This window comes from Klebsiella sp. MS 92-3 (assembly GCF_000195655.1).
Taxonomy (GTDB): domain Bacteria; phylum Pseudomonadota; class Gammaproteobacteria; order Enterobacterales; family Enterobacteriaceae; genus Klebsiella; species Klebsiella pneumoniae.
The window spans coordinates 919-16901 of record NZ_GL882829.1 but is presented as its reverse complement, the minus strand read 5'-3'; the positions used below and the strand labels follow the sequence as shown (position 1 = coordinate 16901).

Annotated in this window: 14 protein-coding genes; 10 read left to right on the top strand and 4 right to left on the bottom strand. The window is 55.8% G+C overall.

Translation table 11 applies throughout. The annotated features are described in order from the left end of the window. The first annotated feature begins 145 nt into the window (after positions 1 to 145). Positions 146 to 1792, top strand: a complete 1647-nt coding sequence (locus tag HMPREF9538_RS09210) for a Na+/H+ antiporter (protein ID WP_002885082.1) — start codon at positions 146 to 148, stop codon at positions 1790 to 1792. 162 nt (positions 1793 to 1954) lie between these two features. Here HMPREF9538_RS09210 and HMPREF9538_RS09215 read toward each other — a convergent pair whose 3' ends face one another. Further along, positions 1955 to 2836 carry a LysR family transcriptional regulator gene (locus HMPREF9538_RS09215; protein ID WP_002885085.1) on the bottom strand — a complete coding sequence of 294 codons (882 nt, stop codon included), beginning with the start codon at positions 2834 to 2836 and terminating at the stop codon, positions 1955 to 1957. 105 nt (positions 2837 to 2941) lie between these two features. Here HMPREF9538_RS09215 and HMPREF9538_RS09220 point away from each other — a divergent pair, with 105 nt between their 5' ends. The 7 genes from HMPREF9538_RS09220 (at position 2942) to HMPREF9538_RS09250 (ending at position 10087) form a co-directional block, all read left to right on the top strand. Then, a complete protein-coding gene (locus tag HMPREF9538_RS09220) occupies positions 2942 to 3349 on the top strand; it encodes a CidA/LrgA family protein (protein WP_002885086.1) in 408 nt (135 codons plus the stop codon). Beyond that, a complete protein-coding gene (locus tag HMPREF9538_RS09225; protein ID WP_002885088.1) occupies positions 3346 to 4035 on the top strand; it encodes an LrgB family protein in 690 nt (229 codons plus the stop codon). The genes HMPREF9538_RS09220 and HMPREF9538_RS09225 overlap by 4 nt, the downstream gene beginning before the upstream one ends. A 510-nt stretch (positions 4036 to 4545) precedes the next feature. Continuing rightward, positions 4546 to 5103, top strand: a complete 558-nt coding sequence (locus HMPREF9538_RS09230; protein ID WP_004192602.1) for a fimbrial protein — start codon at positions 4546 to 4548, stop codon at positions 5101 to 5103. Positions 5104 to 5163: 60 nt separating this feature from the next. Then, positions 5164 to 5853: a fimbrial assembly chaperone gene (locus HMPREF9538_RS09235; protein ID WP_009485608.1), complete on the top strand. Its 690-nt coding sequence runs from the start codon at positions 5164 to 5166 to the stop codon at positions 5851 to 5853. After that, on the top strand, positions 5807 to 8386 hold the full coding sequence (locus HMPREF9538_RS09240; RefSeq protein ID WP_019725412.1) for a fimbria/pilus outer membrane usher protein: 2580 nt from the start codon (positions 5807 to 5809) through the stop codon (positions 8384 to 8386). Before HMPREF9538_RS09235 ends, HMPREF9538_RS09240 begins: the two co-directional genes overlap by 47 nt. 35 nt (positions 8387 to 8421) lie before the next feature. Further along, positions 8422 to 8970 carry a fimbrial protein gene (locus HMPREF9538_RS09245; RefSeq protein WP_004151734.1) on the top strand — a complete coding sequence of 183 codons (549 nt, stop codon included), beginning with the start codon at positions 8422 to 8424 and terminating at the stop codon, positions 8968 to 8970. A 19-nt stretch (positions 8971 to 8989) separates the two neighbouring features. After that, positions 8990 to 10087, top strand: coding sequence for a type 1 fimbrial protein (locus HMPREF9538_RS09250; RefSeq protein WP_002885139.1), 1098 nt, complete (start codon positions 8990 to 8992; stop codon positions 10085 to 10087). A gap of 46 nt (positions 10088 to 10133) precedes the next feature. On the opposite strand, the gene actP is transcribed toward HMPREF9538_RS09250, so the two are convergent. The 3 genes from actP to acs form a co-directional block, all read right to left on the bottom strand. Next, entirely contained in the window at positions 10134 to 11786 is a 1653-nt protein-coding gene (gene actP, locus HMPREF9538_RS09255; RefSeq protein WP_032457184.1) for a cation/acetate symporter ActP, read from the bottom strand. Then, positions 11786 to 12097 (bottom strand): DUF485 domain-containing protein, encoded by a 312-nt coding sequence (locus HMPREF9538_RS0128030; protein WP_004177812.1) that lies wholly within the window; start codon positions 12095 to 12097, stop codon positions 11786 to 11788. Before HMPREF9538_RS0128030 ends, actP begins: the two co-directional genes overlap by 1 nt. A 183-nt stretch (positions 12098 to 12280) precedes the next feature. After that, positions 12281 to 14239: an acetate--CoA ligase gene (acs, locus tag HMPREF9538_RS09265; protein ID WP_002885145.1), complete on the bottom strand. Its 1959-nt coding sequence runs from the start codon at positions 14237 to 14239 to the stop codon at positions 12281 to 12283. 100 nt (positions 14240 to 14339) lie between these two features. On the opposite strand from acs, the gene HMPREF9538_RS09270 reads away from it, so the two are divergent. Further along, positions 14340 to 14540, top strand: coding sequence for a hypothetical protein (locus HMPREF9538_RS09270; protein ID WP_004226113.1), 201 nt, complete (start codon positions 14340 to 14342; stop codon positions 14538 to 14540). A 111-nt stretch (positions 14541 to 14651) separates the two neighbouring features. Beyond that, positions 14652 to 15965: a glutamate/aspartate:proton symporter GltP gene (gene gltP, locus HMPREF9538_RS09275; RefSeq protein WP_004146659.1), complete on the top strand. Its 1314-nt coding sequence runs from the start codon at positions 14652 to 14654 to the stop codon at positions 15963 to 15965. Positions 15966 to 15983 lie beyond the last annotated feature (18 nt).

Genomic DNA, 15983 nt, shown 5'->3' with positions numbered 1-15983 from the left:
CCGCGGCCGGCCCCGGGGGCGCCCGCGGGGCCCCGTTTTATTTTTAAGCCACATCCTGTTTCCATTTGCGTTAATCTGGGTAGCGTATGATTCACAGGCACGACGCCTTACAGGTATAAAAGAAAACGCAGCAAACAGGGAACACATGGAAATATTCTTTACCATCCTCATCATGACCCTTGTGGTCTCACTCTCCGGGGTAGTGACGCGCGTACTGCCCTTTCAGGTTCCACTTCCACTGATGCAAATCGCCATTGGCGCGCTTCTGGCGTGGCCGACCTTTGGTTTGCACGTTGAATTTGATCCAGAGCTGTTTCTGGTACTGTTTATCCCGCCGCTGCTATTCGCCGACGGCTGGAAAACGCCAACCCGCGAATTTATTGAACACGGGCGCGAGATCCTCGGCCTGGCGCTAGCGCTGGTGGTCGTGACGGTGGTCGGCATCGGCTTTCTGATCTACTGGATTGTACCGGGCATTCCGCTGATCCCGGCGTTCGCGCTGGCGGCCGTGCTGTCGCCGACCGACGCCGTGGCGCTTTCGGGCATCGTTGGGGAAGGGCGGATACCGAAGAAAATCATGGGCATTCTGCAGGGGGAGGCGCTAATGAACGACGCCTCCGGCCTGGTCTCGCTCAAGTTTGCCGTCGCGGTGGCGATGGGCACCATGGTCTTTACCGTTGGCGGCGCCACCGTAGAATTTCTGAAGGTGGCGATTGGCGGCGTGCTGGCCGGGTTTGTGGTGAGCTGGTCGTATGGCCGCTCGATGCGCTTCCTCAGCCGCTGGGGCGGGGATGAACCCGCCACGCAGATTGTCCTGCTGTTCCTGCTGCCGTTTGCCTCCTATCTGATTGCCGAACATATCGGTGTCTCCGGCATCCTGGCGGCGGTGGCGGCGGGGATGACCATCACCCGTTCCGGCGTGATGCGCACCGCGCCCTTGGCCATGCGCCTGCGCGCCAACAGCACCTGGGCAATGTTGGAGTTTGTCTTCAACGGCATGGTCTTCCTGTTGTTGGGCCTGCAGCTGCCGGATATCCTCTCCAGTTCGCTGGTGGCGGCGGAGGCCGACCCCAACGTTGAGACCTGGATGCTGTTTACCGACATTATCCTGATCTATGCCGCGCTGATGCTGGTGCGTTTTGGCTGGCTGTGGTCGATGCGTAAGCTCAGTCAGCGCTTCCTGAAGAAGAAGCCGATGGAGTTTGGCTCCTGGACTACGCGCGAGCTGCTGATCTCCTCCGTTGCCGGGGTGCGCGGGGCGATTACCCTCGCCGGTGTGCTCTCCATTCCTCTGCTGCTGCCTGACGGGAATGTCTTTCCGGCGCGCTATGAGCTGATTTTCCTCGCCGCCGGGGTGATCCTGTTCTCGCTGTTCGTCGGGGTGATTGCGCTGCCGATCCTGCTACGTCACATTGAATCGAGCGATAATGTGCAGCAGCGGAAAGAGGAGCGTCTGGCGCGCGCGGCAACGGCTGACGTGGCGATTGTGGCGATCCAGAAGATGGAAGAGCGTCTGGCGGCGGATACCAAAGAGAATATCGATACCCAGCTGCTGACCGAAGTCAGTTCGCGGGTGATCGGTAACCTGCGCCGGCGCGCCGATGGGCGTAACGACGTGGAAACCTCTATGCTCGAAGAGAGTCTGGAACGCCGCTTCCGCCTGGCGGCGCTGCGCTCTGAGCGCGGCGAGCTGTATCATCTGCGCGCCACCCGGCAGATCAGTAACGAGACGCTGCAGAAGCTGCTCCACGATCTCGACCTGCTGGAAGCGCTGTTAATCGAAGATCAATAACCTGTAATCCGGATAGCGCGACGCTTATTCGGACTACTGGCGAGACTGCAGTAAATGTGTAGCCCCGGTAAGCGTTAGCGCGACCGGGGGAAACCCGGGCAGCGGCGCAAGCGCCTGACCCGGGCTACCCCTTCCCTTGCGGAACGCGTTGTCACCAGGGAATTATTCCAGCCAGAACGCTTTGCTGCACGTCAGCCAGGCTTCAGCGCTGCGCGACATATATACGCCTTCCCGCCAAATCATCCCCAGCTCCCAGCGCAGCTCGCTTTGCAACGGGATCCAGCAAAAATTCTGCCGGTCGAGACGCTGGCAAATCGGTTCCGGCAGGATCGCTACGCCAATGCCCGCCTGCACCATGGCGGCGAGAAAATCCCACTGGCCGCTGCGCACTGCGATACGTGGCTTCACGTCATGCTCGGCAAACAGCCGCATCAGCTGCTGGCTAAGGGCAAATTCCTCGTTGTAGATAACCAGCGGATGCGACGCCAGCTCGGCCGGCGAGAGCGAGGTTTTACCTTCCCACTCCGCGGTCCTTGGCGTCAGGACGCACAGCGGGTGATTGAACAACGGCAGAATGGTGAGGCTGCTATCCTCCTCGACAGGCAGGGCGGTCATCGCCATATCAAGTTCGCCATTGCTGACCGCCTGCTGGACCGTCAGGCCGCCAAACTCGGCGATCTTCAGCTCGACGCCCGGATAGCGCTGGCGGAAGCGACTGATCGGCTCGGCCATCAGCATCCCGACCATCGGCGGAATGCCAAGCCGCAGCACCCCTTTATGCAGGTGGTTGATATCGCTCAGCTCTGACTCCAGCTGGCTGAACTCGCCCAAGATCGCCTGGCCGCGTTCAAAAACGACGCGCCCGGTATCGGTGAGCAGTAGTTTGCGGCCGTCGCGGATCAACAGCGTGCAGTTCAGCTCATCTTCGAGATTCTTGAGCATCTTGCTGATGGTGGGCTGTGTGACAAACAGCTTTTCCGCCGCGCGAGTAAAACTCTGCTGACGAACCACTTCAACGAAATAGCGCAGCGTTCGGATATCCATAATTATTCCCTGAGACTATACCTGCGATGATTTTAATTCATTTCTGTCCGCTTCGGCGGCTCTCTATACTGCTCGCCTGACTTCTTTTTTTCAGGACTATCGCACATGGCCTTCGCGCCAGCTCGCGTTGCCCCCGCCGTGGCGCAACGACTTCAGATCCCGGTACAGGTACTTCTCTACGTCGGGTTATTCATCTTCGCACAATATCTGGTGAACAGGTGGCAGGTACCGCTGCCGGCTAACCTGGTCGGCATGGTGATGCTCCTGCTGCTGATCGTCTGCCGGGTGATACCGGTAAGCTGGGTGCGCGCCGGCGCCCGCTGGCTGCTGGCGGAGATGCTGCTGTTTTTCGTCCCGGCGGTGGTCGCGGTGGTGAACTACGCCCAGCTGTTGATGGTCGATGGTTGGCGGATTTTTCTGGTGATTGCCTTAAGCACGCTGATGGTGCTCGGCGCCACCGCCTGGGTCGTTGACAAGGTCTATCGTTACGAAGTGGGCAGGTTAAAAAAATGAGCGATGCCGTGCTGAGTATCCTGTGCCTGGTGGCGACGCTGGTCCTCTATTACGCCAACAAAAAACTGTATCGCCGTTTTCATAAACTCCCTCTGATGCCGCTGGTGTTCACGCCGATCCTGCTGGTGCTGATTCTGGTGGTAGGCCACATCTCTTATCAGAGCTATATGGGAGAGACCCACTGGCTGCTGTGGCTGCTGGGCCCGGCGACCATCGCCTTTGCCGTTCCGGTGTATGAAAATGTCGCGGTGATTAAACGCCACTGGATGTCGCTCAGCGCCGGGGTGGTGACGGCGGTAGTGGTGGCTGTCACCAGTTCCGTATGGCTGGCGCGCGGGTTTATGTTGTCTGATGAAATTCAGCGTAGCCTGGCGGTGCGCTCGGTGACCACGCCCTTTGCGCTGGCGGCGGCGAAACCGCTCGGCGGTCAACCCGATCTGGTGGCGCTGTTTGTGGTGATCACCGGCGTGTTTGGCATGGCGGTGGGAGATATGCTGTTCTTACGTCTTGCTATCCGGGAGGGGATGGCGAAAGGAGCCGGGTTCGGCGCGGCTTCCCATGGTGCGGGAACGGCGCGCTCGTATGAGCTGGGCCAGCAGGAGGGCGTGGTGGCCAGCCTGGTGATGATGCTGTCAGGCGTAGTGGTGGTGCTGGCTGCGCCGGTCGTCCGCTGGCTGCTGTTTTAACATTATCGCCAGAGTGAATGTTAATAAATATTGAGGAGAGGAATAGCTATCGGCTATTCCCTGTTTTTGTTATTGATGTATTTAACGGTTCATCATAAAAGATTAAGCCAATTCTTATATCAGCACTGACTTTGTAACTAAATGTTTCTCTGCATGCCCGTATTTAATTGTGGGGTAAATATTATATAAATATCCAATTATCTTTGCGAATTTTATAACTTTATAACTATTTGATTTTTATGGTTTTGAGTATGGCCACTCATGCGTTGCGATGTTATGTCGCAAAAAATCAATTTTTACATTAATAATTGAGTTCTTACCTCATGCTAGTTATTATTTTTACGCGAGCTTGTATTATTGAATGGATTCAAATGCTGGTCGTTTATTTATGAATAATATTAATTGTCATAAACCATATGTCATGTAAATACATGCATGACGCCGCGCTGCTTGAATTTCATTCTCTAATATCGCTGCATAAAACAATTGACGGACTGATTGTCGTTTATAATGGATATGGGAATAAATATGAAGATGAGTAAAAAATTTCTGGCGGGTGCCCTGATTTTCTCTGCCTGCAGCGCGCTGTCTACCGTTGCGCAGGCTGATAACACCATTACCTTTAATGGTATTGTTTCCGATACCACCTGTACGGCGACCATTGATGGCGGTGTAACGGCTATTGATATGGGCACCACCTCAGTGGCGGATCTGAAAGCGTATACCTTCGGCGCTGCCAAGAACTTCTCCTTTAGCTTAGCTGATTGCCCGACCGCGGAAGAAGGTGGCAACAGTATCGCCCGCGTCACTTTTGGCGGTGTTTCCGATACCGCGAACAGCGATTATTTTAAAAACCAGGCAACTGATGAGCCGGCAACCGGCGTCGCTGTGGCCCTTTTCGACGAAGCGGGCAATGTGATGAAGAATAACGAAGAGGGTTCTGATGTTGATATCTCTTCGGGTGCAGCAACCATTCCGTTCACCGTTAAAATGGTGAAATCGGGTGATGCCGATCCGACGAAAGGTACCGTTCAGACAACCGTGACTTATAACGTGACCTATCATTAATTCGGCTTCTTGTTGAATGGAGAAAGGGGAATCGCCTGCTATTCCCCTTAAATTAAACATATGAGATATCCTTTTTTTGCGATCGGTTTATTGCTGTCTTCTTCCTTCGCGCAGGCCAGCGTGGTCGTTGGCGGTACGCGTCTGGTTTTTGATGGTACGAAAAATAACGCTGTAATAACGGTTGAGAATAAAGATCAGAACAGCAATATCGTTCAGTCCTGGCTCTCGGTGGTTGATGCACCCCCACCCGCCAAAGACGCATTTATTATTACGCCGCCGCTGTTTCGTCTCAAAGCCGGGGAGAAAGGATTTGTCCGCGTAGTTCGATCAGGAAAGAAATTACCCGACGATCGCGAGTCGATGTTTTGGCTCAATATTAAAGGGATCCCGGCAACAGAATATGTACCTGATAAAAATGTCGTACAGTTTGCGATTAATTCGAAAATAAAATTGATTTATCGACCCGCTGCGTTAAAAGGTAATACACCGGAAGCGTACGCTGAAAAATTACAGTGGGGGAAAGAGGGGACGTCGGTGACGGTAAAAAATAACTCACCGCTGTATATGAATTTCTCACAGGTTAGCCTTAACGGTAAAAATATTTCTGGCGCATGGTTTGCTGCCCCGTTTTCCACTTTAAAAATACCCGTGAAGAGTAGCCTGTCGGCGACAGGAAAAAAAGAGATCACATGGAGCGTGATTAATGATTATGGTATGTCAGGGAAGAAATATACCGCTATCATTCAGTAGCGTTGAGCTGCTATTTTCAACTAAAAGTATCTGCGTCGCTATTATTCTGTGCCTAAGTACTCTACCCTCTCGCGCGGAGGCCGGCGAATATTTCAACCCAAATTTACTCGAAGTCGCCGAGAGTCCTGCGGCTTCGGTTGATCTATCCTATTTTTCGCAAGATGGCATACCGCCGGGCACCTATCACCTGGATGTTTACATCAACGATAAGTACGTCAGTTCAGACTCGCTGACTTTTCAGGAAATTAGCCATGACGCAGGCGCGACTGCTTCTCCCTGCCTGTCCGCGGAGTATCTGAATTCATGGTTGATTAATACCACCGCCTATCCGCAGTTGTTCGAGGCAGGGGAAACCTGCGCCCGGCTGTCGGCGATCCCCGGGATGACGTTCTCGGTATCTCTTGCCCAGCAGCGCATTGATTTTACCGTGCCGCAGGCCGCCATGCTGAATCGCCCCAGAGACTATATTCCCGAGAGCCAGTGGCAACAGGGGATCAATGCCGGTCTTCTCAACTATAGCGTCACCGGGCAGCGTAATGCGCCGCGGCATAACGGCGCCACTATCGACAGTCAGTTCGTCAGCCTGCAGCCAGGGCTGAATCTGGGACCATGGCGCCTGCGCAACTACAGCACCTATAGCCACAGCGATAACAACAGCCGCTGGGAGTCGGTTTACTCCTATCTTGCCCGCGATATTCACACCCTACGCAGCCAGCTGGTGGTCGGTAATACGTATACCTCTTCCGGCATTTTCGACAGTTTGAGTTTTACCGGTCTGCAGCTCAGTTCGGACAAAGAGATGCTGCCGGATAGCCTGCATGGCTTTGCGCCGACGATTCGAGGGATCGCGCGCACCACCGCGGAGGTCTCGGTTTATCAGAATGGTTACAGCATTTATAAAACCACCGTCGCTCCCGGCGCCTTTGAAATTAACGATCTGTACGCCACCGGCAGCGCCGGCGACCTGTACGTCAACATTAAAGAGTCTGACGGCAGCGAGCAAAACTTTGTGGTGCCTTTCGCGTCGCTGGCGATCCTGCAACGTGAGGGCCAGCTGGACTATGCGCTGAGCAGCGGCAGGACGCGATCGGGTAGCTCCGACGATAAAGAATATAACTTTATTCAGTCTTCCCTGGCCTATGGCGCCACCAGCAACATCACTTTTTATACTGGTTTCCAGCAGGCGGAAGATAAATACACCAACCTGTTGTTAGGCGCTGGCTTTAACCTCGGTACTATCGGTGCGCTGTCGTTTGATGGCTCTCAGTCGTGGGCCGACGTGAAAACCAGCGATACGGCCTTGTCAACCAGTAAAGAGCAAGGGCAATCGTATCGCGTCCGCTTCAGTAAAAGCTTTCTGCAGACGGGCACCAGCTTTTCCGTGGCCGGTTATCGCTACTCCACCTCGGGATATTATTCGTTTCAGGACTTTGTCGATAACTCTTCCACACAGCGCGACTGCTGTACGCAGAGCGGCAGAACGAAAGGCCGGTTTGACGCATCGTTGTCGCAGACGCTGTTTGGCTATGGTTCGCTCTCGCTTTCGTTGGTCAATGAGACCTACTGGGACAGTTCGCGTATGGAATCGGTGGGCGTGGGCTATAGCGGGTCGATTGGCAAGGCCTCCTACTTTATTAACTATTCCTATAACCGCAATGTGCAAAGCACCGATGACAGCAGCAATAACCGGCCGGCCAGCGATACGGTCGTCTCCCTGACGTTAAGTATTCCGCTTGGCGAGACGCTCTCGGCAAATTACACCATGAACCATGGTCGGCATAACGATACCACGCACAGCGTGGGGCTCAACGGCTCGGCGTTTGAGGATCGTTCCCTGAACTGGAGCGTACTGGAAGGGTACAACACGCAGGATAAAAGCACCTCCGGCAACCTCAGCGTCAACTACCAGGGCTCGAAAGGGGATGTGGCTGGCGGCTATGGCTACGACCGCTACAGCAATCACTACAACTATTCGCTGCGCGGGGGCATGGTCGCCCATACGGGCGGACTCACGCTATCACGCTTTCTTGGCGAGAGTTCTGCGCTGGTCGAAACGCCTGGCGTCAGCGATGTGACAGTGCGCGGTCAGACAAACGTGACGACGGATGCCGCCGGATATGCGGTGGTGCCTTACGTCCGTCCGTACCATCGTAACAGCCTGGCGCTGGATGAACAGGAAATACCTGGCGCTGAAGTGGATAACGTCGCCAGAACGGTGGTTCCGACGCGCAATGCGATCGTCAAAGTGAAGTACGACACGCGAATTGGCTATAAGGCGATGCTCACCCTGCGTACCCGCAATGGCGTGGTGCCTTTCGGCGCGCTGGTGACCCTCGATAATGATCACGGTAGCGCGTCGCGCAGCAATATCGTTGGCGATGAGGGGCAGGTGTATCTAACGGGGCTGCAGAAAAAAGGCCAGCTGTTAGCGCGCTGGGGGGAGAAAAGCAGTGAGCAGTGCACCGTTCATTATGACTTCTCCGGCATGGCCCTTGGCGACGATATTCTGTTCTATCAGGCCGAATGTCGGTAATGGATGCAGGTTTTCAACATGGAAGAGGGGCTGATATGAATATGCGAGACGGCAGCACAAGGGGCCTCCTGGTGGCCATTTTGCTGCTCTCCCTTCCGGCGCTGGCTTATGAGGGCAGCAGCACGGTCAATTTTAACGTCACGGGCACCATCGAAGCGCCTTCCTGTGAGGTGGCCGTGGAGCCGTCGAACAGTATCGATTTAGGCACCGTCTCCTCGCAGACGTTCTCCGGACATGCCGGGGCGAGCGGCGCCAGCGTGCCGGTTAAGCTGGTCTTTTCCAGCTGTTCCGCCGATGCGTCGGCGGTGACCATCGCGTTTAGCGGCACCAGCTTCGATAGCACCCACGCTTCAATCTATAAAAACTTCCAGACTGGCAGCAACGGTGCCAGCGGCGTCGGTTTGCAGCTGCAGAGCATGGCCGACCAGCAGCCCCTTGGCCCCGGCGACCAGTATCTCTATACCTTTGGGGACGATGCGGATATCCATACCTTTAATATGGTGGCACGTATGTTTTCGCCTTATGGCCAGGTAAGGTCCGGGATGGTCGGGTTTACCGCCACGTTCGATGTGGCCTACAAATAACGTTTCGACAGGGATGGGTATGAAAAAACTGATCTTATTGCTCATATTGGCACTGTGTCCCGTCTATAGCTGGGCGGCCTGCACGGGAACCAACTATGGCGATGTCTCGATGACCAACCTGCCGGAAAAGATCCTGGTCAATGCCGGGAGCTATACCGCAGGGACGGTACTGTATGACTCGGGGAAGATTACGCGCTCGCAAACGGAATTGCTTAACTGTGAGGGGAGCACCTACGCGGTTTTTGCCTGGTCCTCGAACAATGCCGGGGCACTGATAGGGGATAATATCTATGCCACCTCGGTGCAGGGGATCGGTATCCGCGTCAAGGTGTGGCTCAATATCAGCGGTGAATATGGCGATGACACCGATGATTTCAGCCCCGACTCGCAGGTGCATTATATTGGTGATGTGAATTATTACCTCGGAAAGCCGACAGGTCTTTTCGACTCTTTCGCGTCGACTCATTATACCCCGGCGTATCAGCTGCAGCTGGTGGCCACCGGCGGCGCCATCGCCAGCAAGAGTCAATTATCGTTCAGCGACCCGGTGGCCACGGTATCGGCCAAGGATAAAAAGGGGACCATCGCTATTTCACAACTGCACATCAGCGGCACCACCAGCATCCAGCTAATCCCGATGGGGTGTATTGTCGGTAGCAATAATCTCAGTTTTTCCATGGGCAGCATCAATGCCAGTGAGTTTAATACCGCGACGAAGGTGGGTAGCGCGCGGCAGTCTCTGAGCCTCTCCTGCGAGCCGGGAACTAACGTTTCGATGCGTGTGGCGGCTGCTTCTGCAAGCGGGGATAACCCTGACAATACGGTGATGGCCCTCACGGCGGAACAGAATGCCGCCACTGGCGTGGGAGTGCAGTTAAATTTGAATGGCAAAGCACTGCCGTTAAATACCGATATCAGCCTCTATACTTCGAGCCGCGCGACGGTGACCAACAGCGGCGCGGATGCCAGCTACAGCTATTTCACCAACCCCGACAGCCCCGGAGGCGCAGCGGCCATGCAGACGCTCGCCTTATCCACTAACTATTACAGGACGGGGAGCGCGGTGACCGCGGGGACAGCCAACGCCACCGGGGTGATCACCTTTACTTATAACTGAGGGGAGAATCCCTTCCCCGAACGATGCCGGGGAAGGGAGAGGACGATTAATGCGCCTGGCCGCGTTCGATACCGATCCCGGTTTGTGAACGGATAAACTGGGCGCGGAACTGCTCGCGCTCGCGCATCCCTTCCGGTGAGTTATCGGTGGCGGAGAAGACCCAGATGCCAATGAACGCGATGGCAATGGAGAACAGCGCCGGATATTCATACGGGAACAGCGCTTTCTCATGGCCGAGGATCTGCACCCAAATGGTGGGGCCGAGGATCATCAGAATGACCGCAGTCAGCAGGCCCAGCCAGCCGCCGACCATCGCGCCGCGGGTGGTCAGCTTCGACCAGTACATCGACAGCAGAATTATCGGGAAGTTACAGCTGGCGGCGATGGAGAAGGCCAGGCCGACCATGAAAGCAATATTCTGATTTTCAAACAGAATACCCAGCAGAATGGCCACCACCCCAAGGATCAGCACGGTGATCTTGGAGACCTTCAGCTCCTGACGCTCGGTCGCGCCCTTGCGGAAGACGTTGGCGTACAGGTCGTGCGACACCGCTGACGCGCCGGCGAGGGTCAGGCCCGCCACCACCGCCAGGATAGTGGCGAAGGCTACCGCAGAGATAAAGCCGAGGAACAGGTTGCCGCCAACCGCATCCGCCAGGTGCACCGCCGCCATGTTTTGGCCGCCGATAAGCTGTCCGGCCGCGTCTTTAAACGCCGGGTTCGCGCCGACCAGCATGATGGCGCCGAAGCCGATGATAAAGGTCAGGATATAGAAATAGCCCATAAAACCGGTGGCGTAGAAGACGCTTTTACGCGCTTCTTTGGCGTCGCTCACGGTAAAGAAGCGCATCAGAATATGCGGCAGGCCAGCAGTACCGAACATCAGACCCAGACCCAGAGAGAGCGCAGATATCGGATCTTTTACCAGTCCGCCGGGACTCATAATCGCCGCCCCTTTCGGGTGGACCGCCATCGCCTCGGTAAACAGGTTATTGAAGCTGAAGCCGACGTGCTTCATGACCATAAAGGCCATAAAGCTGGCGCCGCACAGCAGCAGAACCGCTTTAATAATCTGCACCCAGGTAGTCGCCAGCATGCCGCCGAACAGGACATAGAGCACCATCAGCACGCCAACCAGCACTACGGCGACATGGTAATTAAGGCCGAACAGCAGCTGGATTAGCTTGCCGGCGCCCACCATCTGGGCAATCAGATACAGGGCCACCACCACCAGCGAACCGCAGGCGGAGAGGGTGCGGATCGGCCCCTGCTTCAGGCGGTAAGAGGCGACATCGGCAAAAGTATAGCGGCCAAGATTGCGCAGACGTTCAGCAATTAGAAACAGGATAATCGGCCAGCCGACGAGAAAGCCCAGCGAGTAGATCAGCCCATCGTAGCCGGAGGTATACACCAGCGCGGAGATACCGAGGAACGACGCCGCTGACATAAAGTCGCCGGCAATCGCCAGCCCGTTCTGGAAGCCGGTAATATTGCCGCCGGCGGTGTAGTAATCGCTGCGCGAACGCACCCGTTTTGAGGCCCAGTAGGTGATGTACAGCGTCAGGGCGACGAAAATCAGGAACATGACAATCGCCTGCCAGTTGGTCGGCTGGCGCTGTACCGCGCCGGTAATAGCGTCTGCGGCGTGAGCGCCGAGGGGCAGCAGCGTGGCGGCGAGCGCCGTCAGGACTCTCTTGATCATGCTTTTACCTCGTTGAGAACGCTTTTGGTCAAACGGTCGAATTCACCGTTAGCTCGCCAGACATAAATACCGGTCAGGATAAACGAAATGACGATCACGCCAATGCCGAGCGGGATCCCGCGGGTGACGCTGGTTCCGGCGTGCAGCGGGGTGCCGAGCCAGCCGGGTGCAAAGGCGATAAGCAAAATAAAGCCCACGTAGATCACTAACATAATCACTGACAGAATGGCGGCAAACCGTTGCCGTGATGCAACTAACTCCCTGAAATGCGCACTATTTTCTATCCGCTGACAAAGTTGTTCATTCATCTTAGCGTCTCCAGAGGTCTCCCTTTCGTCATCCACTCGGCGGACGCTGGCGACAGCAACCCCTCCGGCGACGGAGCCGGGACAGGTGTTGCTGACGGCGTTCCTGCGAGTGAAATCCTGGGGGAGGGACTTATTTTTATCCTCTCCCCGGAAGGGGAGAGGGTGTAGGGAATCGGTCCTTACTTACGATGGCATGGTAATGGCCTGCTTCTCTTCGAGCAGTTTTTCCACGACGCCAGGATCGGCGAGGGTCGAGGTATCGCCGAGGTTGCTGGTGTCGCCTGCGGCAATCTTACGCAGAATGCGGCGCATGATTTTGCCCGAGCGGGTTTTCGGCAGCGAATCGGTCCAGTGCAGCACATCCGGTGTCGCCAGCGGGCCGATCTCTTTGCGTACCCAGTTACGCACTTCGGCATACAGCTCCGGCGTCGGTTCTTCGCCGTGATTGAGCGTCACGTAGGCATAGATGGCCTGGCCTTTGATGTTATGCGGGATCCCCACCACCGCCGCTTCGGCGATTTTTGGGTGTGAGACCAGCGCCGATTCGATCTCGGCGGTCCCCAGACGGTGTCCGGAGACGTTCAGGACGTCATCCACCCGGCCGGTGATCCAGTAATAGCCATCTTCATCACGACGCGCGCCGTCGCCGCTAAAGTACATATTTTTGAAAGTGGAGAAGTAGGTTTGCTCAAAGCGCTCATGGTCGCCGAACAGGGTACGCGCCTGGCCGGGCCAGGAGTCGGCGATGGCGAGGTTGCCCTCGGTGGCGCCATCCAGCGGCAGGCCTTCGTTATCCACCAGCACCGGCTGGACGCCGAAGAACGGACGCGTCGCGGAGCCGGCCTTCAGCTCAATCGCGCCCGGCAGCGGAGTGATCATAAAGCCGCCGGTTTCGGTCTGCCACCAGGTGTCCATCACCGGGCACTTCTCGTTACCGATCTTCTTCCAGTACCACTCCCAGGCTTCCGGGTTAATCGGTTCGCCGACCGAGCCAAGAATGCGCAGCGAGGAGCGGTCTGTGCCTTCGATAGCTTTGTCGCCTTCCGCCATCAGGGCGCGAATAGCCGTCGGGGCGGTATAGAGAATGCTGACCTTATGCTTATCGACGACCTGGCACATGCGCGCCGGCGTAGGCCAGTTCGGCACCCCTTCGAACATCAGGGTGGTGGCGCCGCAGGCCAGTGGGCCGTACAGCAGATAGCTATGGCCGGTGACCCAGCCCACGTCGGCGGTGCACCAATAAATATCGCCCGGATGGTAGTCGAAAACGTATTTAAAGGTGGTGGCCGCATAGACCAGATAGCCGCCGGTGGTGTGCAGCACCCCTTTCGGTTTACCGGTGGAGCCGGAGGTATAGAGGATGAACAGCGGATCTTCGGCGTTCATTTCGACGGGCCGGTGTTCGGCGCTGGCGTTCGCAATCAGGTCGCTCCACCACAGATCGCGGCCTTCCTGCCAGTCGATATTGCCGCCGGTGCGTTTCAGGACCACCACGTGCTCAATGCTTTTCACGTTCGGGTTTTTCAGCGCGTCATCGACGTTTTTCTTCAGCGGGATGGCGCGACCGGCACGCAGCCCTTCGTCAGCGGTGATCACCAGGCGTGAGCTGGAGTCGATAATGCGTCCGGCCACCGCCTCCGGCGAGAAGCCGCCGAAAATGACCGAGTGGATTGCCCCGATGCGGGCGCAGGCCAGCATCGCCACCGCGGCTTCCGGCACCATCGGCATATAGATAGCAACCACGTCGCCTTTTTTAATCCCGAGGTCGAGCAGCACATTGGCGAAACGGCACACGTCGGCATGCAGTTCACGGTAGGTGATGTGCTTGCTTTGGCTGGCGTCGTCGCCTTCCCAGATGATGGCGGTTTGATCGCCGCGTTCGGCGAGGTGGCGGTCGAGACAGTTAGCGGCGAGGTTCAGGGTGCCATCTTCATACCATTTGATGGAAATATTACCCGGTGCGAAGGAGGTGTTCTTTACACGGGTATAGGGCCGCATCCAGTCAAGGATCTTGCCCTGCTCGCCCCAAAATGTATCAGGGTCGGTTATGGATTGTTGGTACTGCGCCTTGTACTGATCCGGGTTAATCAGGCAACGTTCCGCAATATTAGCGGGAATAGGGTGTTTGTGAATTTGGCTCATGGCTTTTTTTCTCCTTTGAACTTGTTAAATATATGTCAAACAAACGTTAAGAGTAGGGGTTTTGACAGCTTTGTTTGTTAATTGGGGGGCAGATCACGCAATGATTAAACTGGGTGAAATTTCATCAAATGAAACTTTGAAGCGAAATAATTACGCAAATGAATTTATAGAAACGGAAGCTGTGAAAATTTTTTTATTACAAATACTTATGCAATATAACTGGGGGAAATTCGCTGCTTTATGCATAAAAGCAGAGGAAAGCCCTGTTCTTAAAGGCTTGCGCAGCATGCCGTGCAAATGATACTGATATTGCGCGTTAAATAACCCCACAAAGCAACGCAACACAATTCATACCCCCTGCAGTGGGTACCATGACGAAAAGGAATGGTGCCTTTCATTGAGGAAGTCAGTAGTGAAGAAAACAAAAAAAGTCAGTCTGGCCTGGCAAATTTTGCTAGCCCTGGTGCTGGGTATCCTTCTGGGCAGTTATCTGCATTACCACGCTGAAAGTCGCGATTGGTTAATTAGCAATTTGCTGACGCCGGCGGGCGATATCTTTATCCATCTGATTAAAATGATCGTGGTCCCGATTGTCATTTCGACCCTGGTGGTCGGGATTGCCGGCGTGGGTGACGCCAAACAGTTAGGGCGGATCGGTGCCAAAACCATTATCTATTTCGAAGTGATCACCACGGTGGCGATTGTGCTGGGTATCACCCTGGCCAACGTCTTCCAGCCGGGGACGGGCATTGATATGTCGCAGCTGGCGGCAGTTGATATTTCGAAATATCAGAACACCACCGCCGAAGTGCAGAGCCATGCGCACGGCCTGATGGGCACCATCCTGTCGCTGGTGCCGACCAATATCGTGGCATCGATGGCGAAAGGCGATATGCTGCCGATTATCTTCTTCTCGGTGCTGTTTGGCCTGGGGCTCTCCTCGCTGCCGGCGACCCACCGTGAGCCGCTGGTGACGGTCTTCCGCTCTATCTCCGAGACCATGTTTAAAGTCACCCATATGGTGATGCGCTATGCGCCGGTCGGGGTATTCGCCCTGATTTCGGTAACCGTCGCCACCTTCGGTTTCGCCTCGCTGTGGCCGCTGGCCAAGCTAGTGTTGCTGGTTTACTTTGCGATCCTGTTCTTCGCGCTGGTGGTGCTGGGGATTGTCGCGCGCCTGTGTGGTCTGAGCATCTGGATCCTGATCCGCATCCTGAAAGATGAGCTGATTCTGGCTTATTCTACCGCCAGTTCGGAGAGCGTACTGCCGCGCATTATTGAGAAGATGGAAGCCTACGGCGCGCCGGCGTCGATCACCAGCTTTGTGGTGCCGACCGGTTACTCCTTCAACCTCGATGGTTCAACGCTGTATCAGAGCATCGCGGCGATCTTTATCGCCCAGCTGTACGGTATTGACCTCTCTATCTGGCAGGAGATTACCCTGGTGCTGACCCTGATGGTGACCTCGAAAGGGATCGCCGGCGTGCCGGGCGTCTCCTTCGTGGTGCTGCTGGCCACCCTGGGTAGCGTCGGGATCCCGCTGGAAGGGCTTGCCTTTATTGCCGGCGTCGACCGTATCCTCGATATGGCGCGTACCGCGCTGAACGTGGTGGGTAATGCGCTGGCGGTGCTGGTTATCGCCAAGTGGGAGCATAAGTTCGATCGCAAAAAAGCGCTGGCCTATGAACGCGAAGTGCTGGGCAAGTTTGATAAAACCGCCCAATAAAACACAAAGCCCCCCCCG